A 20936-nucleotide genomic window follows, 5' to 3' on the forward strand; every position below is an offset into this window, starting at 1 on the left:
ACCGCGCTAGAAGTTCATCTCATCGGTGGATCCAGGCTAAGAAGTCCCGTGAGCGAAGTCGCCAGTGCAGTGACCGCCAGCCCTCGGTTCAGAGCTGCCCCGTCCGGATGCTGCACTACGATTCGAACGTGATGTGACCGATGGTGACGTCCGTCCCGATCCGCCCCGAGGAGACCCACTCACCGTGCTTCAGAACTCTGATCGTTGGAAAGAGGTCTCCCGCTCGGCCTTCGAGCACGAGAAGCAGGGGCTGGCTCTGCTCGCGAACGCCGTGCCGGACTCCGCGCCCTACCGGGTGTGGGCCAACTTCGAGTTCCAGGACAGCCACGGCCAGTGGCACGAGGTCGATGCGCTGGTGGTGGGCCAGTCCCGCATCCACCTGCTCGAGCTCAAGTCGTACCACGGCCGGATCGGCGGGGACGAGCACCGCTGGGTGACAGACCGGGGCGGCCGGGTGGACACCATGCGCTCGCCGATGGTGGCCACGCGCCGCAAGGCGCAGCGGTTCAAGTCCCGGCTGGAGCAGGAGATCGCCCGGATCGCGCGGGATCCGGACGAGGACCTGAAAATCCGCCAGGTCGCCGCCGCAGTCGGCCGCCTGCCGTGGATTCAGGAGGCGGTGTTCCTCCACGACCCAGGGGTGGTCTCGCACCTCGCGGCGGACAAGGCCCACAACATCTTCGGAGTAGACCCGGCGGACTTTCCCGACCGCGAGGTCCGCACCAACCTCCCGCCGATCGCCGACCGCGTCCAGGAGCCGGTGGGACGCGAACGGATCAGCGAGGCACTGAGCATGGTCATTGCGCTGGCCATGCGCAAGATCGCGGGGATCACCGTCCGCGATCACCTGGCCGGCTCGTACCTCCTGCACGACCGCGTCGACTCCCCCGACCCGCGCTTCCACGAATGGGACGGCGAACACCGGGAGACCCACGAGCCGATCCGCGCGCGCGTGCTCAACGTGGCGGCGGCCACCACCGAGGGCGAACAAATCCGCATGCGCAGGACGCTGCGCCGGGAGTACGAGCTGCTGTCCGGGCTGGGCAACGAGCACATCGTGGCCCCCCGTTCGATGGAGACGCTGCGCGGCACCTCGGACGAGGTGGTGATCTACCCGGCGCTGCCTGACCATCGACCGCTGGACGTTGCGTTGCCGGGGGCCAAGCTCTCGTCCCGGGAGCGCGTGGAGATCGTCCGCCAGGTCGCGGACGCCCTGCTGTACGCACACCGCCACCAGGTGGCGCACCGGGGTCTTGACCCCACCACCGTCCTGCTCGACACCCGCCTGCTCTCCACTCGGTCGGTTGACGCGTACGGCCGCATCGAGGTGAAGGTTGACGGCTGGTCCGGCGCGGGGACCTCCGAGGCATCGGGAACGGTCCTGGGGGCCACGGGTTCCGGCACATCGATGCCGGGCGACGAGCTCGCGGGCCGCGTCTACCTCGCACCGGAGGCGGCGGGCGTCCACACGCCGGACCGGATGGCGGCGGATCTGTTCTCCCTCGGGGCGCTGGCCTACTACATCCTCACTGGCGGCCAGGCCCCGGCCACGGACCGCTCCTCGCTGCTCGACCGGCTGGAGCGCGACCGCGGCCTGGACATGTCCGCGGTGACGAGCGAGTTCGACCAGGGACTCCGCGAGCTCGTCATGGACGCCACCGCGGCGACGGTCGACACGCGCAACACCAAGTTCGGGGTCTCGGATTCCACACAGGGGCTCTCCCCGGTGATCGGGTTCGAGCGGCGCCTGGCAGAGGCCGCACGCCCGGCCACTCCGCAGCCGGCCGCCGAGCAGATGGACGCGCTGCGCCCGATGATCGACGGGGTGCTCGAGGGACGGTTCGTCGTCAAGAAGGTCTTGGGCTCTGGCTCGACGGCGGTGGGCCTGCAGGTGGAAGATCTCACCGACGATTCTGGTCCGCCCACCAAGGTCCTCAAGGTGGCCCGGGACGAGCGCGCTGCGGAGCGCTTGGCCGCGGAGGCGGAGGTCCTGCGCTCGCTCGGCCAGGGGCTGCCGGCCAAGTACTCCTCGCTGTTCGTGGCGCTGCTCGAGGGCCCGATGGTCGTCCACGACCGGCGCACGTGCCTGGTGCTCACGGATTGCGGGGAGGTTTCGCTGGCGAGCATGCTGCAGCTCGGGCGGATCTCCCAGGACCGGTTCTGGAAGTTCGCGGTGAACCTGGCGGACATGCTGGTCGCTCTGGAAGCGGCGGGGGTCGCGCACCGGGACATCAAGCCCGCCAACCTCGGGATCGTGGGACGGGGGCGCGGCCAGCACCTGGCCCTGTTCGACTTCTCCGCCTCCCGAGAGTCCCTGCAGCACACCCAGGTGGGCACGGGCGTGTACCGCGATCCGTTCCTGGGTCGGCGGTCGCGGCAGATCGCCGACTCCTCGGCCGAGCGCTATTCGGCCGGCGTGGTGTTGTTCGAGATGGCGACGGGTGAAACCCCGACATACGGGGACGGGGTGAGCGAGCCCTCGCTCACCGACGGTCACGTGGTGATTCCGGCGGAGGCCATGCCTCCCGAGTGGAGCCAGGACGTGGTGGAGCAGATGACGGGGATCTTCACCCGTCTGCTCGACGGGGACAGCGGGGTGCGGTTCGGCTCGGCGCAGGAGTTCCGTGAGGCGCTCGCGGCCGTCGCCGCGTCGGTCACCGCGGGTGATGGGGGGACGACGACGAGGGAGCCGGTCACTCCCCGCGATACCCCCACCCCCGTGACAGCCGTCGCTCTCCCGACGTTGGCGGAGCTGGCGGAGGAACTCCTGCGGGCTGCGGGCGGCTCGCGCACCTCGGATTACCGGCTGGTTCGCACGATCCTCGGGCGGGGCGAGGGCGCGCCGGAGGATCCGTTCCAGGCGATGTCTCGGTACGCCGAGCCGCTGCGGCTGAGTGCCGGCCGGATCCCGCAACTCACGGGCAAGTTCCCGGCACTGTGGCGATCCTCCCCGGTGCTCACCGCGGCATTCGAGGAGATCCGGGCCGCCACCCGACGGGAGATCGTGCGCCGTGGCGGGGTGGCGAGTATCCGGCAGATCGCCGGGGCGATGGAGCAGAGTTTCCCCGTGGAGCAGGGGCACCGCGATTCCGAGCGCCTGCGCTTGGGCGTGCTGCGGATGTTTGACCTGGGCCTGCACCGCGCTGACGCCGCGGACGGGTCCGAGGTGGAGCTGTTGCGCCGCGGTCGCTCCGCTCGGGTGATCGGGATGAGTGTGCACCCCGAGTGGGCGCGTCCCCTGGTGGCCGAACTCAACCGTGCGGCGCACGATCTGCTCGCCGAGCCGGGGGTGCGGCACGTTCCCGCGGACCTCGTTCACGCAGAGCTGAGTCAGGCGGCCCGGTCGGTGCTCTCGGACGCCGCCGACGCGGAGTCCCGCATCGATCCCCTCACTTTGGCGGAGCTGGCGGTGGCGGGCGACGATGAGTTGGCGCTCACCGCCACGGGCGACCTGTACTCCACCGCGATGGAGCTGCCCGAGCTTCTGGCCCTTACGCTGCCGCGGGCGGCCAGCCAGTTCAACCTGGGGCTGCTCAAGGACCTCATCCGCGCCCGCTTCCCGGAGCTTCGCACCCGCGAGCCGAGGCGTGAGGACGTGGAGGCGGTTCTGGCCGAGCACATGCCGGGGATGGCGTGGGACCCGCAGCACCGGGATTTCCGCTACTCGCAGCAGTCGACCGGCCTGAGCATGGTGCACACCCGGACCCCGTCCGCGTTGGTCACCGACCGCTCTGGCACCGAGGATCCTATGATCGAGCAATTGGCGCGTGCGGCCTCGAGCCCGGGGTTCGTCTCCGTCTCGGTCCCCTACGGCCGTGGAGACGAGGTCGCGAGCAAGCTGGCTGAGCGCCTGGGCGCTGAGGTGGTGGATCTGTCCGCCGAGGTGCTCGCCAGCGTGGACTCTCTGCTCGAGACCAGCGGCCAGCTGGACAAGCGCGGCGATTTCCTGCGGTTGCCGCCCGAGCAGGTGCGCGGCGTCATGGAGGCCAACGTCACGACCGTCCTCGACAACGTTGATGCCACGGACGGCGCAGCGTTGGTCCTCACGGAGGCCTCACTGCTCGCCGAGTACTCACAGCTATCCCAGCTCGGGCGGTGGACGGATCTCACCGCTCCCCCGCGCCGGCCGGTGGTGTTGGTGACGGGCCGCGCCAAGGACGCCCCGGGACAGCCGGACCAGGTGGACGGACGCCCGCTCCCGATCACTAGCGACTCGCAGCTGATGAGCGTGTAAGCGAGGGCCTACTTCCGCTTGCCCAGGGAGGGGGCGCCGCCGGATCGCATGTTGAGCACTCCGACGACGTTCTCTGGTCCTCGGCGGATCTGGCGGCGCCGTTCCAGGTATGCGTCCAGCAGGTAGGCCAACTCGAGCTCCGAAGGGTGCGACTTACGTCGCCTGGAGGCGAAGGCCGCGGCGAGGTCCTTGAGCCGGGCCCTCCGGTTCCGCAGCATTGTCCTGGCGTCCGCCTCGTAATCCACTCCCCTGTCGATGAGGGCGCTGATCTCGGCATCACATCTCGCGATGGCGTTGCGAAACCCTTCGGCTGACGGTTCCTCGCACCACGTCAGAGTTTGCCGGACCTCCATCCGGGCGGTCTCGATCCGTTTCCGTTCCTTGTCGGGCAACGACCGCAAGCGCTTGGAGTCCGCGGCGGAATCGGGAACCAGCGTGATTCGCCCGTCGGTTTTCGGAGGGACCTTGGCCGGCGCCACTGCCGCAGCCACTGCCGCCGCGGCGTGCCGCTCTCGGGCCTTGCGGACAGACCTCTTGATTGCCTTCTTGCTCTTCTGCGCGACCGCGCGTTTGGCCTTGAGTGCCCGGATCCGCGAAGCGTCGGCGGGGACGCCGTCCTCGATGAGAGCGACGATCTGGGCGTCGATTGCGGCGACGGCGCGCTGGCGCTCCTCGTCGGTGTTCATGCCAGAAACACTATCCGGGTCTCGCCGCTCTCACGTGCTTCGTAGGATGGTCGAGGGACTCGCAACGCGCGGGTCCGCGTGTGTGAAAGGCCAGGTGCCAGGTGGCGGGTAGGCGGCGGAAGTCGGCGGAGCAACAGACTCTTACGGGTGCGTTGCAGCCGGTGGTGCGAGATCTCGTTGACGACATGCGTGCTCGCCTCGCGGCTGACCTGGACAAGATGGCGGAGTGGAAGACCACCCACGCGGCGCTCAAGGAATCCCAGCGCACCGGTGCCACGTGGGCAGACTGGCAGGAAGATCAGCTCACCCAGGCGGCGGTGGGGTGGGTGCTCACGAGCGTCTTCGTGCGGTTCTGCGAGGATAACGACCTGCTGGGGGCGCACCAACGCTGGATTAGTGGACCGGATGCGGACGGGCGTCGGCGTGCGGTGGACGAGCAGGACCGCTTCTTCTCGGCGAATCTCGACCAGAGCTTCCGTGGCTATCTGCGGCATGCTTTCTCCCAGCTGGAGCGCTCCCCTGCGGCGGCACCCTTGGTGGGCGAGCACGCGGGAATCCACATTGCCGAGCCGAGTGACGACGCTGCGCAGCGTCTGGTTGAGTTCTGGCGGCAGGCCGATTCCGAGAATGCGACTGTCTGGTCCCTGCGCGATCCGGCATTGGATACGCGCTTCCTGGGCGACATGTATCAGGACCTATCGGAGTACGCCAAGAAGAAGTACGCGCTATTGCAGACGCCGGAATTCGTAGAGGAGTTCATCCTTGATCGCACGCTGACCCCGGCGCTGAAGGAGCGCTCTCCGCGGCTCCCGTCGGTCGATGCGGAGGGCCGGACCGGGGAGGTGGACTTTAAGATCATCGATCCCACCTGCGGATCGGGGCACTTCCTCCTGGGTGCTTTCCACCGGATGCTGGATTACTGGCGCGCTGAGGCGCCCGGGGTGGAGGCGACGGAGCAGGTGCGACTGGCGCTCTCCTCCATCCACGGGGTGGACATCAACCCGTTCGCGGTGGCGATCGCCCAATTCCGGCTCATGGTGGCAGCACTCCGAGCGACCGGCGGGTCGAGTCTGCTCAATGTGCCCGAGCTACCGCTGCAGGTGTACGCGGGTGACTCGCTGCTGTGGAGCGAGGACACGAAGTCGAGAACCGGTCTAAACCTGGGCGACGATTACAATCCCGACAAGATCGCGAGCGGCGCGGCTCTCACGACTGAGGACGAAGAAAGCCTGAGAAGGGTCCTTCGCCGCGGCCAGTACGACGTGGTCGTAGGTAATCCGCCGTACATCACTGTGAAGGACAAGGCGCTCAACATCCGGTACCGCGAGATATACGGGTATTGCAAGGGCACGTATGCGTTGACGGTGCCGTTCATGGAGCAGTTCCATGCTCTGTCGAGACCCGGACGGCTGGACTCCGCGGAAGCGGGGTGGATCGGGCAGATCACCTCCAATTCGTTCATGGCGCGGGAATTCGGGGTGCCACTGATCGAGGAGTTCTTTGAACGAATCGACCTACGCGAGGTCATCGACACCTCGGGGGCTTACATTCCCGGTCATGGCACTCCCACGGTGACAATTATCTCTCGAAATCGCCCGATCGAAATCAAGACGAGACGCGACAAACGCAAAGTGCGAGCGGTGCTCGGAATCCAAGGCGAGCCGGGTGCACCGGAAAACCCAGCGCAGGGATTTGTGTGGCGCAGTATCGTCGACCACATCGAGATGCCGGGTTACGAGGACCAGTGGATCAGTGTGGTCGATTTGCCGCGCGACATGCTCTCGGTTCATCCGTGGTCGTTGCAGGGCGGCGCGGCGACAACTGTGAGCCAGCAATTGAAGACTGCTCCTGGCAATCTGGCTTCGGAGCTTGGAAGACCAATCGGATTTGCCAGCTTCCCAGGCGCTGACGATGCGTTTTTCGCCCCGCGATCCGCTCTCCGCGCCGCACGCGTCGACGACAAGTTTGTGCGAGGTCTCATCGTCGGAGAAGTTGTCCGTGAATGGAGCATCAGGCCAGAGCAATTTGCGTTTGCTCCTTACAACGACCATTTCGAATTAATCGCCCTTGATAGGTCGTCTCCCTGGTACCGCTGGAGTTGGCGGAACCGAAGAGTCCTCCAAGGGGTCACTGGCTTCGAAGGAGAGACTCGAAGCTCCGATGAAGATGGCTGGTGGGGCTGGTACCGCTGGGTGGCGGAACGTTATCGGACACAGCTCGCAATAACGTTTGCGTTTGTGGCGACGCATAACCATTTTGTGTTGGATCGCGGCGGGAAGGTGTTCAAGCAGTCGGCGCCGGTGATCAAGTTGCCGGAGGGGGCGAGCGAGGACGAGCATCTCGAACTGTTGGGCGTGCTGAACTCGTCGACGGCGTGCTTCTGGCTCAAGCAGAACTGCTTCGGCAAGGGATTGGGAGGCGTCAATCAGGAATCTCGCCACGAGCTCTTTGACGAGTTTTTTGAGTTCACGGGCACCACGCTGAAAGACTTCCCCCTCCCTGCTGGCTCGGTGTTGGAGCGTGCTCGGCGCGTTGACCAGCTTGCCCAAGAGCTGGCGGCGGTCGAGCCGGCCGCGCTTCTCGAGGACTCGTCTCCGTCCGCGGAGTTGTTTGCCCGCGGCGAGGCCGAATGGGAACGCATCCGGGGGTTGATGATCTCCGAGCAGGAGGAACTCGACTGGCAGGTATATCACCTGTACGGGTTCACCAACTCCGACATGTCGATCCCGGTGGGTAAGGTGCCCAGGATCGCGTTGGGCGAGCGGGCCTTCGAGATCGCCCTGGCGCGCCGAATCCGGCACGGCGAGGCCGAGACGGCGTGGTTCAATCGCCACCGCTCGACCCCGGTCACCGAGATACCCGCCCACCTGCCGCCCGAATACCGCGATGCGGTGCAGCGACGCCTGGACCTGATGGCCGAGGATCGCTCCCTGGAGCTGCTGGAGCGGCCCGAGTACAAGCGGCGCTGGTCCTCCGTTCCGTGGGCCGACCGGGTCCGCGCAGCTCTAGCGGCGTGGGTCCTGGACAGGCTAGAGACCCCCGAGCTGTGGAAGGACCCCAACGGGTATCCGCAGCCGCAATCGGTGCGTCAGCTGGCCGCGAAGGTCGAGACCGCGCCGCAGTTGGCCGGGGTTTCCGAGGCGCTGGAGTTGTGGTCGACCAAGCGGCAGGCCGGCGTGCTCGCCAACCTCGTGGCGCTGTTGGCGGACGAGGCCGTACCGTACCTGGCCGCGCTCCGCCTCAAGGACTCGGGCTTGCGCAAGTTTGCCGAATGGCAGGTCACCTGGGACGCCCAGCGCGCCGAGGACCGCGGTGAGATCACGACCGCGCAGGTTCCGGTCCCGCCCAAGTACACCTCCGCCGACTTCCGCAAGGCCTCATACTGGCAGGCTCGAGGCAAGCTCGACGTGCCCAAGGAACGGTTCATCTCCTACCCCGGTGCCTCGGGTCCGGACGATCCCACCGCGATGCTGGGCTGGGCCGGCTGGGACCACGCCGAGCAAGGCATCGCCCTGGTGTCGCTGTACGACGATCGCAAGGACGACACCGACCCCGCCCAACTCGTCCCGCTCGTCGCCGGGCTGGCCGAGCTCGTGCCGTGGATCCGCCAGTGGCACTCGGGCATGGATGCCCACTCCGGAATCGATTGGGCCGACTACCTCGGCGGACAGCTCACATCGCTCGCTGAGCGTTCCGGCGTCGCGATCGCTGACCTGCCCGCATGGCGTCCCGCCCCCGCAACTCGCGGCCGCAAGCGCGTCGCAGCCGCTGCTACTACACCCGGTAAGGAAAGCTAGAAGACATGGCCTTCACCCCTCCCGGCGCGACGGCAGGGTCGGGCACTAGCCCCACCCTGCGTGACGTCTTCTCGATCCCCGAGCACTCGGGAACCTCGACGTTCGTCCTCCAACTCTCCGACGCCGTCACCAGGGACGAACTCGGAACCACCCTGGCCGAGTACGTGGTGACCCCGTCCATCGGCGATGCCTTTGACGAGGCCCTGGCTCTGGTCGACAGCGCGCTCGCGTCCGGGGAGAACAAGGGCGCCTTCCTCAAGGGCTCCTTCGGCTCCGGCAAGTCGCACTTCATGGCGGTGCTGCTCGCCCTGCTCACCGGCGACCCCCGCGCCCGCGCCATTGCCGAACTCCAGCAGCACATCGCCGACCACCCGCGGGCCACGTCCTCGAAGATCCTCGCGCTGCCCTTCCATTTCCTGGGCTCGAACTCCATCGAGGACACCCTCTTCTCGGCGTACCTCGGGCACCTGAACCGGCTCCACCCGGGAGTCACCCCGCCGGTACTCCACATGGCCGACGGCTTGCTCGAGAACGCCGAACAGATGCGGGCCGAGGTCGGCGACGAGCGATTTTTTGCACGCCTGGCCACTGCCACCACCGGACCTGGCGGCGTCACCTCGTCGTCGTCCTCCACCCCCGGCGGCCTCGACCTGGCCGCGCTCGGCGGCGCCACCGCCACCACCTGGGACCGCGACTCCTACGACCGCGCCCGACACCCCGCCGCGTCCCGCGCTGAGCGGGACGCGCTCGTCTCCGCGCTCGGCCAGACGTGGATCACCTCCGCCCACACCAACACCGACTGGCTGCATCTGCCCGAGGGGCTGTCCGCCATCGCCGCGCACGCCAAGACCCTCGGCTACGAGGCCGTGGTCCTGCTGCTCGACGAGCTGATCCTGTGGCTCACCTTCCACTTCTCCAACCGCGAGTTCTTCGGCCGCGAGATCCAGAAGCTCACCGGGTTCGTCGAATCCGACCAGGGGCGCATGGCCGTGCCGGTCGTCAGCTTTATCGCCCGCCAGCACGACCTCAAGGCGTGGAAGGACTCGTCCATCGAGGCCGGTGAGGCCACCAAGATCCGCGAGCAGGCCATCGCTCACCAGGAAGGCCGCTTCTCCGGTATCGCGCTCGGCTCGGCCAACCTGCCGCAGATCGCCCACCGTCGACTCCTCACGCCCAAGAACGCAGCAGCGGTTGAGGCGCTCGAGGCCTCGTTCCAACGGCTGCACCTGTCCCCGGCCGTCAAGCCCGTCCTGCTGGACAAGGTCAACACCGACGACCAGCACCGCGGTGCCACCGAGGAACAGTTCCGCCTCACCTACCCCTTCAGCCCGGTCCTCATCGACACCCTCGTCCACCTGTCCACCGCCATGCAGCGCGACCGCACTGCGCTCAAGGTGATGGAGTCGATGCTCGTCGACCTCGCCGACACCATGACCGTCGACCAGGTGATCCCCGTGGGCGAGGTGTTCGACTACATCATCGACGGGACCCAGAAGGGTGGTACCGACGAGGCGGTGGCCGCCCGGTTCCGCACGGCGCGCACGCTGTGGCACGACAAGCTCCGTCCCGCCGTCCTGGCCCAGTTTCCCGATGCAGACCCGAGCGTGCGGGACCTGGACCAGCCCAAGGGTGTGCGGGCCCAGCTCCGACTGGCCAAGACGCTGTTGCTCTCCGCTCTCGCGCCCGAGGTGCCCGGGCTCAAGGCGCTCACCGCCAGCCGGCTGGCTCACCTCAACCACGGGGAGCTCGTCTCCATCGTCGCCTCTGACGCGCCGACCCGCGCGCTCGCCTCGGTCCGGGAGTGGAACACCTCGGTTCCTGAGATCACCGTGGGGACCGACAGCCACGATCCGCTGATCTCCATCACGCTCGAGGAACTGCCCTTCGACGAGATCCTCGAACGCGCGCGCGGCGAGGACACCTTCTCGCGGCGCCGGGAACGTCTGTGGTCCATGCTGCAGGAGGAGTTCGGCATCGCGGCCATCGACGCGCAGGCCGACGGCGCGCGCTCCACCCGGATCACCTGGCGCGGAACGAACCGGACCGTCGAGATCGTTCGTGGCAACGTCCGTGACCCAGGTTCCGTGCCCGACACCCTCTTGGCGCCCGTCGAACCCGGGGCGCTGCGGGTGATCGTGGACTTGCCCTTCGACGAGGAGGGACACGGCGTCTCCGAGGATCACGCTCGCCTGGACCGCCTGCGAACCGAGGGCCACGACCACTTCACCCTGGCCTGGCTGCCGGCGTTCCTCGACCGCAAGCAGATGGACGACCTGGGCAAGCTCGTCACCATGGACTGGGTTCTGCAGTCGGAGAAGTGGCTCGGTTACACCAGCTACCTCGCCGACGGCGACCGCGAGCGTGTTCGCCAGGTCATGGTGACCCAGCGGAACCAGCTCGCCGGGCAGCTGTCCGCCATCTTGCGCAAAATGTATGGCATCGCCGAGGGGGCGGTGTTCCCCGAGGGGCAGCCGCCCGTCCGCTCGTTGAGTTCCTCCGTGGTGGTCCAGCGGCCCGTCGGCGCCTCCCTGCGCGAGGCCGCCCGGCGGCTCTACGATCAGGCCTTTGACCAGCGCTATCCCGATCACCCGCGGTTCGACACCACCAGCGCGCTCACGCAGAAGGACTTCGCGGTCTCACTCGACGTGCTGCGCCGGTCCGACGCCCGCGAAGACGGCCGCGCCGCGGTTGTCGCTGCCGAGCGCAAGTCAGTCCAGCTCGTGCTGGGTGGCCTCCGGGTGGCCGACGTCCACGAGTCGCACCTCGTGTTCCCCAGCGCCACCTTTGCCAGTTTCGCCGGCCAGATCGACCGCGCGCTCGCCGAGGCGGAGAAGTCCGGGCAGGCCGACGGCGTACTCACGGTGGCGCAGGTCGTGGCCGCCGTCGAGAAGCTCATGCCGCAAGCCGGGCTCAACCGCGACTGCACCACGCTGCTCGCGGCGGCCTGGGCCGAGTCGCGCGACCGCAGCTGGTTCACTTACGGAACGCCCGTCGCAGCCCCGGCCTTCAAGGACATCCAGCAGTCCCACCAGCTGCGCGAACCCGTGCTGCCGGAGCAGGACGAATGGGATCGCGCCGTCCAGGCCGCCCAGCACCTCTTCGGCATTCCCGAGCGCGGCCACCTCTCCCCCACTAACCTGACCCACCTGGTGGGTGAGGTGGCGAGCAAGGCCGAGGAGTTCAAGCGATCTAGCGAGGATCTGGTCGAGCAGCTGTCGAAGCTCGAGCAGCGTCTGGGCCGAGGAGCGGACGGGCGTCGGCTCCAGCTCGCGCGCCGGCAGACCGAGTTGCTGCAGACGCTGGTGCGCAAGAAGCAGCACCACGGTGAGATCGTGACCGCCCTCGCCGGCGCCGGTGAGGGGCCGGGCACCTACCTCGGGGCCACCACCAACGAGGCGAGCCAGTCCATCACCACCGCTGAGGACGTCGCCGCCGTGGCGCGCAACCTCGGCCCAACCCTCGAGACGTTGATCGGTGGCCGCGCCAAGCAGGGACCCCTCGGCGGCGAAGCCACGCAGATCGTCATGGACCTCGACAAGGGCATCGATACCCACGAGTTCGTCCAGCATCTGGCCACGGCTGTTCAGAAGTTTGAGAAGCGCGCTCAGGACTGGATCAACAAGGCGATCGTCGGTCCGCCCCCGCCCCCGATCCCGACCCCGCCGATTTCGCCGCCTCCACCCCCGCTGCCACCTCTTCCGCCGACCGAAGTGGAGATCACCGGCTCCGGTGCACGCCGGACATTCGAGGCGCACGGCAGCCAAGTCGAGGCCGCGATCCACACGGCCCTCGCTGATCTTGGGCAGAGCTACGGGGCGGGCACCCGCTTCCGGATCGAGATCACCGCCGAGGAGCCCGAGACGTGACCACGGCCAGTGCAGGGGTTGCGGGGGGAGCCACCTCGTCGTCGTCGCTCGGTACGGCGACCGCCGCCGACCTCATTCCACTCCTCCACGGCCTCTACCGGGACAAGCAGCACAAGCGCGGTCTGCTGGTGATGCACGCCCGTCCCGAATGGGACGGCACCGAGCTGCGCGTCGACAACCTCACCGTGCCGGTCCACTGCTGCCGGACTGTGCTGGAGATCCGGGACGTGGTGCGGCACCGGAATGCCCCCGAGGTGCCGTGGCGCGTCGTGCTCACCGACCTCCCCGAGGAGCAGATCCCCCAGGGGGTTAAGGAGCATTTCCAACCGCTCGGGCGCATGCGGGAGCTCGACCCCGTGGGCACCCTGCTCGGGATGTTCTCGGCAGACAAGACCGACGGCCGCATCCCCCGAGAGCGGGACGACGTCCGGGGGCTCACGACCGCGCTGGCCGACCACCGCGACACTCTCGCCCCCACCCCGACTCCGGTCCTCACCGCCGACCACCTCTATGGGGCCATCAGTACGCTCGTGCTGGGTCTGGAACCGGATTACCGGCTCGCGGACCTCCTGGCGTGGAGCGCCACCCCCGACGCCCACGCCGCGTGGGACGAGCTGGCCTCGCGGCTCACGTCTAACGTTCGCGCGGGGCTCATCACGTGGCTGTGCCGCACGTTCACGCTGACGGGCCCCGGGATCCGCAGCCTGTGGGCCAAGAGCGGGCCACGGGCACTCCTGCCCGCCGGCCTGGTAGCAGAGACCCTCCGCACGCCCGACTGGCAGGACACACCCACCGAACTCACCGGAGCGCGGGCCCTGTTCAGGCACCACATCGGCGCCACCCTCGGAGACCAGTCCCTGCGCGAATGGGGGTTCGCCGCCGCCAAGGCCGTCCGCACCTCACTCGATCACGGGCAGCCGCTCACCGCCGTACTCGGCGAGGCCCACCGGTTGATCACCGGATTCGAGCAGAACGGCGGCGCCTCGCTCCTCGCCGGATCCACAGTCCTGCCCGGCGCCTTCCAGCGACGCCTCGACGTGTACGCCCGCGGCCTGGCCACCGCCCTCGACGGAGGGAGCGAGACCGCGTTGCTGCGGGGGCTCGAGGCGCTGCGGGCGCACGTCGAAGCCGAGCGCTCCCGGCCCGATGACCTCGAGACCGCCGCCGCGCTGGTCCGGCTCCACCGGTGGAACCGGACCGAGGCCACCGCCGTGGCCGACCGGATGCGTTCTGTCGGTCACGTCGAGGCGATGCGCGCGTACGTTGACGAGCTGAGCTGGGTGGACCGGGCCGTCAACTCGGCGTGGCGTGGATTCACCGCCGATCCCAAGCCCGCGATCGGGCAGTCTGCGGCGGACCCCGACGCGCTCGGTCGTCGCGTCCTCGACCACACCCTCGCCGTACGACGCGACATCGACCGGACCTTCGCTGCGCTCGTCGGTGCGCGTTTGGCCGACCGCTCCACCGCTGGCGACGCCCTGCTCGTGGAGGACGTGCTGTCCAGGGTCGTCGCGCCCCTGCGGACGTCCGGGCCGGTCGAGTCCGGTCAACGGAGTGAGCGGGCGCTGCTCGTGGTGGTGATCGATGGCCTTTCCGTGGCCGCCGCGCACGGGCTACTCGAGGACGTGGCAGCCCGTCACGCCACTGTGTGGCAGCGGCTCGACCTGGCCTCCCTCGGACTCGACGTGGCAGCCTCCGCCCTGCCGTCGGTGACCACAGCGTCGAGGACCTCCCTGCTCAGCGGAGAGCTGGCCCTCGGCGGGCAGCAGGAGGAGCGGACCGGGTTCGCCGCCCTGTTCCCCGCCCACCCCTCTGTCAGCGACGGGCCACTGTTCCACAAGGCAGACCTCGACGCGAGCATCGGCGATACCGTCCGCAGCGCCATCTACGACACCAAGCACGTCCCCGTGGTGGGCGCGGTGCTCAACACCGTCGATGACGCTCTCGACCGGTCCGATCCCATCGCCACCACCTGGACCACCTCGCGCATCACCCACCTGGACAAGCTGCTCGACTACGCCAGGGCCGTCGGACGAGACGTGGTCCTGCTCTCCGACCACGGACACGTGGTCGAACGCAGTCGAATCGGCAAGGTCACCGCCGACGGCGCCGTGAGCGCCCGATGGCGGCCCGCCACCGGGGCTCCCGCCCAGGACGGCGAGCGAGCAGTGTCCGGGAACCGGGTGCTCGCGCCAGGCGCCAGCGGCGCACCGCATCACAGCGCGGTCCTCGCCGTGGACGAGGACCTGCGCTACACCGGCAAGAAGGCCGGCTATCATGGCGGTGCCTCCCCCGCTGAGGTCTGTGCGCCCGTCGCCGTTCTTGTCCAGAGCCTCGACGGGCTCGGAGAGGACTCGCCCTTCCCCGCAGGTCCGCCCGTCCAGGACCCGTGGCCCGCGTGGTGGCCGATCGCGACGGCGACGTCGACCGTTGCTGAGGCCAAGACGGCCGTGGGGCAGCCCGCCGCAGGACGGGCCGAGCAGCCGACCGCGGCGAAACCCTCCACGCGACGAGCCGCGCAGCGGGACGCCAACCAGGTCTCGCTGTTCGAGTCGCTCGACGGAGATGAGTCGCCTGTTTCCCCTCCACCCGCCCGGTCGAAGCAGCCCGCAGATAAATTTTCGGATCTGAGCCGTGCCCCGTACTTCAAGGAGCGTGTCAAAGCGCACCAACTCAAGCCCACTCCCCGCGAGTTGGCCGACGTGCTGCGCGACATCGCCGCCAACAACGGCCGCATGCCTATCGCCGTGCTCGGGACCACGCTCAGACTCAACCCGCTGCAGATCAACGGCACCATCGCGAGGATCCAGAAGGTCGTCAACGTCGACGGCATGCCGGTCCTCGAGCGCGAGGACAACGACGTGGTGCTGGCGTCCCAGACCCTCTTTGACCAGTTCGGACTGTAGATGACCGTCTCCCCCGCCCGCCGTACCGCGATCATCGACGCCCTCCGCCGCGGCACCGTCCCCGCCGACGGGCTGGACCAGCTCGCCGTGGGCCTCGACCGACTGGCGCCCGTCCTGGGAGAAGAACTGGACAAGGTCGCCGGTGGTGCCGCAGTGTTCAAGGCAGTCCGGGGCGAGTACGGCTCCGGCAAAACCTTCTTCGCGCGCTGGCTCCAGCAGCAGGCCCTCGATCGCGGGTTCGCCGTGTCCGAGGTCCAGATCTCCGAACTCGAAACGCCCCTGCATCGGCTCGAGACCGTGTACCGGAGGGCCTGCGAAGAACTCCGCACCCCCGCCGTCTCACGACAGGCATTCCGGGCGGTGCTCGACGATTGGCTCCTCGGGGTGGAAGACGACGCGGCTTCCTCCGGAGCAGACGGCGCCGAACTGCTCGAAGAAAGACTGCGATCGGTCGCCGACGCTGCGCCCGTGTTCCCGCTCGCCCTGCGGGGGTATCGGGACGCATTGCTCAACGGTGAGATCGAGGTGGCCGACGGGCTTGCAGCCTGGCTCGGGGGTCAGCGCAACGTTGCCGCGTCTGCTAAACGAGCAGCCGGGGTGAAGGGCGAACTCGACCACTTCCTGGCAATGGGCTTCTTTCAGGGGCTACTCCAGGTGCTCGCCGGCTCCGGCCACCGCGGGCTCCTGCTGGTCCTGGATGAGGTCGAGACACTCCAGCGCATGCGCGGCGACGTGCGAGAGAAGGCGCTCAATGCTCTGCGGCAGTGGATAGACGAGCTCGATTCGGGGCGCTACCCCGGGATGTACCTGCTCATCACCGGGACCAGCGCCTTCTTCGAAGGACAGCAGGGCATCAAGCGACTGCCTCCGCTCGACCAACGGATCGGCGTGAAGTTCGACGCCGACCCTCGCTTCGACAACCCCCGGCAACCGCAGATCCGGCTTCAAGCCTTCGACTTCGACCGACTGGTCGAGGTCGGGTCGCGCGTGCGTGACCTCTACGCGGTCGGCCTCGACCCCGCCGTCGCCCAGCGGGTCACCACCCTCGTCGACGACGCCTACCTGCGCGTGCTCGCCGAGTCCGTGGCGGGAAAACTCGGCGGCCAGGTGGGGATCGCACCCCGCCAGTACCTGCGGATGCTCGTCGACTGCCTGGATCGCGTCGAGATGTTCCCGGACTTCCTCCCGCGGCAGCACTTCACGCCCACGCTCGATGCGACCGACCTCAGCCAGAGCGAACGGTCCGCGGTGGCGAGCTCGTCGTCGTCAATCATCGACGACCCCGACGCCATCGAGCTCTAGATGGACCACCGCGCCCCGCAGGGTTTCCCCGCGCTGCACCCGCTAGTGCAGCACCACGTGGTCAACTCCCTCGGCTGGCCCGGCTTGCGGCCATTGCAGGAGGAGTCCGTCAGGCCGCTCATCGACGGCGAGGACGCCCTGTTGCTCGCGCCGACCGCCGGCGGCAAGACCGAGGCCGCCGTATTCCCCGTCCTGACCCGCATGGCCCACGAGGACTGGGCCGGGCTGACCGTCCTGTACGTCACCCCGCTCAAGGCTCTGCTCAACAACCTCGCCGTGCGACTGGTCGACTACACCGCGTGGATGGGTCGCCGCGTCGAGGTGTGGCACGGGGACGTCGGCGAGAGTGCGCGTAGGGCGATCCGGGCAGACCCGCCGGACATCCTGCTCACCACGCCCGAATCCATTGAGGCGATGCTCGCCTCCACCAAGACCGACCACCGCACGCTGTTCGCAAACCTACGGACCGTGGTGATCGACGAGGTGCACGCCTTTGCCGGCGACGATCGCGGATGGCATCTGTCCGCCGTCCTCTCGCGCCTCGAGCACCTGGTCGGACGGCCGCTGCAGCGGATCGGGATGAGCGCGACCGTCGGCAACCCCGAGGAGCTGCTGCGGTGGTTGCAGGGCGGTGTCGACGGGCGGGCCGGTCGGGTGATCGCACCGGGCGTCGCCGTGGGCGAGGCGGTCCGGCCTGTCGCCGGTGACGCCGACATCGTCGTGGATGCCGTCGACACTCTCGACTCCGCCGCTGTGTTGCTGTCCAAGCTGTACCGGGGGCAGAAACGGCTCGTGTTTGTAGACAGCCGACGGCAGGCCGAGGAGCTCGCATCGATGCTCCGGGGCTTCGACGTGGACGTGTACCTCTCGCACTCGTCGCTCTCCGCCCAGGAGCGGAGGCGGTCCGAGCTGGCCTTCGCCGAAGCGCGCGACTGCGTGATCGTGGCCACCTCGACACTCGAGCTGGGCATCGACATCGGGGACCTGGACCGGATGATCCAGATCGGTGCCCCGACCACCGTGTCGAGCTTCCTCCAGCGGCTCGGCCGGACCGGACGCCGCGCAGGCACCGTCCGCAACTGCCTGTTCATCGCCACCGAACCCCGGCACCTGCTCCGGACGCTGGGGCTGCTCCATGCCTGGGGCTCCGGGTACGTCGAGCCCGTTGTGTCCCCTCCGGTGCCTCTGCACCTGGTTGCGCAGCAGATCATGGCCGCGATGCTGCAGGAGGGCGCGCTGCCGCGGTATGGCTGGCAGGACCGGTGGGCGGCGACACCGCTCATGCATGTGGACACCCTGGAGCGTCCCGCCGAATTGATCGTCGACTTCCTGGTGGAGCGGGGCTACCTCAACGTCGACGGCGGCGCCATGTTCCTCGGGCCCGACGCCGAGAGAGTGTTCGGCCGCCGACACTTCATGGACCTGCTCACCACCTTCGCGATGCCGCGAGAGTTCACCGTGCTCGCCGGCCGGGAGGAGGTGGGCACCGTCGAGTGGCGGGCTCTCACCGGCGTCGATGGGCCGATCCACCTGCTTCTCGCGGGGCGGTCGTGGAAAGTCACCGACATCAACTGGCCCAGGCATCGGGTGCAGGTGGAGCCCGCCGCGGGCGGCGGCAGAGCACGGTACGGGTTCGGGGGCGCCGACATCGGTCGGCAGGTCGCGCAGGGCATGCGGGCGGTGCTGCTGGGCGAGCTCCCCGAGCAGATTCGACTTACGGCACGCGCCCGCGCCGCACTCGCCGACGACGAGGACCGGCTGCGTCACACGGTGAGCCCACACGGGCCGGTCTGGACCACCACGGACAACGTCCGGAAATGGTGGACCTACGAGGGCAGTGCCGCCAACCGTCGGTACCAGGCGGCACTCGGGCCGGCGTTAGGCGAGGAGCTGGCGCCGCAGGGAGGCATGGTCCAGCCCGACGCGATTACCCTGCACGAGGGCACGCCCACCGGGCCGGCGGCTGAGCGGCTCGAGTTCTGGGCGTCTTTGCCGGAGACCGAGCGGCCGCTTCCGGCGGTGCCGCCATCGTTGGTCGACAAGCTCAAGTTCTCCGAGGCGCTTCCTGTCGAGTGGGCACTAGAGGTAATCGCGAGACGACTCACCCAGTAACCATGTAAGTTTGGATTTTGCACTAAAGTAAGCATATTGGATACGTGCCCATCACTGGGATTATATTCATGAATTAAGAACCGGGCTAGATAGACGGGGATTGGACAGCATTCCGTGAATAACCGCGAATGTGAATTCTCGCAACGAGATGAACGGAATATAGAGAATGGGTTTTGACGCAAACCAGAGAACTGTCGCTGAGATCATCCTGACAGGCGAGCATATTGTGCCGCGGTATCAACGACCGTACGCATGGGATGAAGAGAATATTCTGGACCTTTGGAAAGATTTACGGAACGGTCCAACCAAAGGTCACTTCATTGGGAATATGGTTGTTTACCCGTCTGGCGGGGATCGGCGAGACATAGTGGATGGCCAGCAAAGACTGACCACTGTCCTGATTGCTATACGGGCTCTGAAGGATGCGTACGAAAAGATCGGCGAAACCGGTAGAAGTCAAGGGCTAGCGCACTACTTGCAGCGCGTCGATCTCTCCGGCGAGACCGTATTCAGGCTTCAGCACCGAACCGAATCAGGCTACTTGCAGCTGAACATTTTCTCCGAATCGTCATCGGTCATTCTTGGGAAAGAACCAAAGAGTAACGCAGAAAAGGCCCAGTACGCTGCTTATCGTATCTTCACCGACGAGATTGTCAACGAAGTAAAGTCTGATCCCGATGTTCCGGAGTCCGAAGTCTTGGACCGGATACGCGATAGATTTATAAGGGCGACAGTGGTCTACGTCCTGGTAGATGATCGGCAGAGTGCGTTCCAAATTTTTGAGACCCTGAATGATCGCGGAAAGAGTCTTAATCAGGTGGACCTCGTAAAAAACCAGGTCATATCTGCAATTCCTGCTAGTGCTTCGCGCGAGGAAGAGACGCTTTGGGCGAAGAGTATCGAACACATTGAAACCAGCTCGTGGTTGAAACAGAAGGTTAAGGCTGAGGACTTTATCGGATACGCTTGGAATTCCACTTCACATCAAGCCGATAGCGAGCACGTCGCTACCAATCGAATTCGCCGTTCAGTTGAGGCGTACTTGAATGGGGAAGGAACCCCAGAGGCAAATGCCACGGAATTTATCCGCTTCTTCCATCAAACTGCAGAGATCTTCAAGGAATTCGACCGTACGCTTGCCTCGCCGAATGGCAAACATTGGGAGGAGGTGGTTCCTGCAGGACGTTGGAGATCGGACAAGTTCGCGCTGATCGATAACGCGCTGTATGGCTGCCTTGTTCCAAATTCGACCCTGCCTCTCAACTTGCTGTTCTCTCTTCTTCGAAACTATATCCATTGCCCAGGGACGAAAATCGCGCACGCACGCCTGCTTGACTTTCTGAGAGTTATCGAGTGCCTGCAGTTCAGGTGGTCCATTGCTCAAAGGCCGTCCACCTCCACAATCCGACGAGCGTATCGACGTGCAGCTTACGCGGTAGACAATGCCCCAAGTAAGAATGCTGTCAATGCTGCGCTCGCGGATTTCAAAGAGGACGCGAATTCGCTGATGCCCACAGATTCGCAGTTCAAAGACGGGTTGCGGCGGTTAACCTACTTTACGCAGCGACCGGGCGATATTCATCGCGTGCGGCGCACTCTTCAAGAAGTAGAACGCCATTGGGGTAGTTCGTCGCTTCCTGCTAACGATCCACTAACACTGGAACATATAGAGTCCCAAGGTGGGAAATCCATCAACTCCCGACAAAATTTTTGGGTTGGAAAGCTCGGCAACCTAATGCTGTTACCCATGACGGTGAACAGCTCATTGCCCCAGAATTTTGACCAAAAATGTGCGGCATTGGGGAAATGGGCCAATGCTCAAGATTTAGTGCTGCACGCCCAAATTAACCTAAAGGTATGGGACAATTCCGCCGCTAACCAAAGGATGAATGAAATTTTGGACACTGCTGTGCTCGTTTGGCCAAAGGAACTAGCATAATATGCGTAGTCGACGTGTCTAAGTTTTGCGATATCGCGTTGAATGATGGGGGTAAACGGGCTCTTCGCATCTGAGCGTGGGTGAGGACGACACG

8 protein-coding genes are annotated in these 20936 nt (G+C 66.7%); 7 read left to right on the forward strand and 1 reads right to left on the reverse strand.

Going from position 1 to position 20936, the window contains the following annotated elements:
* The first annotated feature begins 184 nt into the window (after nucleotides 1-184).
* Nucleotides 185-4234, forward strand: a complete 4050-nt coding sequence (locus G6023_RS08650; protein ID WP_182635005.1) for a protein kinase domain-containing protein — start codon at nucleotides 185-187, stop codon at nucleotides 4232-4234.
* Nucleotides 4235-4242: 8 nt separating this feature from the next.
* Here the strand turns inward: G6023_RS08650 and G6023_RS08655 are convergent, their stop codons facing one another.
* Nucleotides 4243-4920 carry a hypothetical protein gene (locus G6023_RS08655; protein WP_182635007.1) on the reverse strand — a complete coding sequence of 226 codons (678 nt, stop codon included), beginning with the start codon at nucleotides 4918-4920 and terminating at the stop codon, nucleotides 4243-4245.
* A gap of 101 nt (nucleotides 4921-5021) precedes the next feature.
* Between G6023_RS08655 and pglX the strand changes: the two genes are divergently transcribed.
* The 6 genes from pglX (at nucleotide 5022) to G6023_RS08685 (ending at nucleotide 20842) form a co-directional block, all read left to right on the forward strand.
* A complete protein-coding gene (pglX, locus tag G6023_RS08660; RefSeq protein ID WP_347570748.1) occupies nucleotides 5022-8717 on the forward strand; it encodes a BREX-2 system adenine-specific DNA-methyltransferase PglX in 3696 nt (1231 codons plus the stop codon).
* A 5-nt stretch (nucleotides 8718-8722) separates the two neighbouring features.
* Complete coding sequence (locus G6023_RS08665; protein WP_182635011.1) at nucleotides 8723-12583, forward strand: DUF6079 family protein; 3861 nt, start codon at nucleotides 8723-8725, stop codon at nucleotides 12581-12583.
* Nucleotides 12580-15489, forward strand: a complete 2910-nt coding sequence (gene pglZ, locus G6023_RS08670) for a BREX-2 system phosphatase PglZ (protein ID WP_182635012.1) — start codon at nucleotides 12580-12582, stop codon at nucleotides 15487-15489. Before G6023_RS08665 ends, pglZ begins: the two co-directional genes overlap by 4 nt.
* A complete protein-coding gene (gene brxD / locus G6023_RS08675) occupies nucleotides 15490-16791 on the forward strand; it encodes a BREX system ATP-binding protein BrxD (RefSeq protein ID WP_182635015.1) in 1302 nt (433 codons plus the stop codon). It abuts the gene before it with no gap.
* Nucleotides 16792-18903 carry a DEAD/DEAH box helicase gene (locus G6023_RS08680; protein ID WP_182635017.1) on the forward strand — a complete coding sequence of 704 codons (2112 nt, stop codon included), beginning with the start codon at nucleotides 16792-16794 and terminating at the stop codon, nucleotides 18901-18903.
* 166 nt (nucleotides 18904-19069) lie between these two features.
* Complete coding sequence (locus tag G6023_RS08685; RefSeq protein ID WP_182635019.1) at nucleotides 19070-20842, forward strand: DUF262 domain-containing protein; 1773 nt, start codon at nucleotides 19070-19072, stop codon at nucleotides 20840-20842.
* Nucleotides 20843-20936 lie beyond the last annotated feature (94 nt).

The organism is Dietzia sp. DQ11-71, assembly GCF_014144995.1.
Lineage (GTDB): Bacteria > Actinomycetota > Actinomycetes > Mycobacteriales > Mycobacteriaceae > Dietzia > Dietzia kunjamensis.

What these genes read in the sequence shown, in the direction of transcription:
- G6023_RS08665 (WP_182635011.1), top strand. Translation starts at nt 8,723, where the DNA reads ATGGCCTTCACCCCTCCCGGCGCGACGGCAGGGTCGGGCACTAGCCCC.
- brxD (WP_182635015.1), top strand. Translation starts at nt 15,490, where the DNA reads ATGACCGTCTCCCCCGCCCGCCGTACCGCGATCATCGACGCCCTCCGC.
- G6023_RS08685 (WP_182635019.1), top strand. Translation starts at nt 19,070, where the DNA reads ATGGGTTTTGACGCAAACCAGAGAACTGTCGCTGAGATCATCCTGACA.
- G6023_RS08680 (WP_182635017.1), top strand. Translation starts at nt 16,792, where the DNA reads ATGGACCACCGCGCCCCGCAGGGTTTCCCCGCGCTGCACCCGCTAGTG.
- G6023_RS08655 (WP_182635007.1), bottom strand. Translation starts at nt 4,920, where the DNA reads ATGAACACCGACGAGGAGCGCCAGCGCGCCGTCGCCGCAATCGACGCC.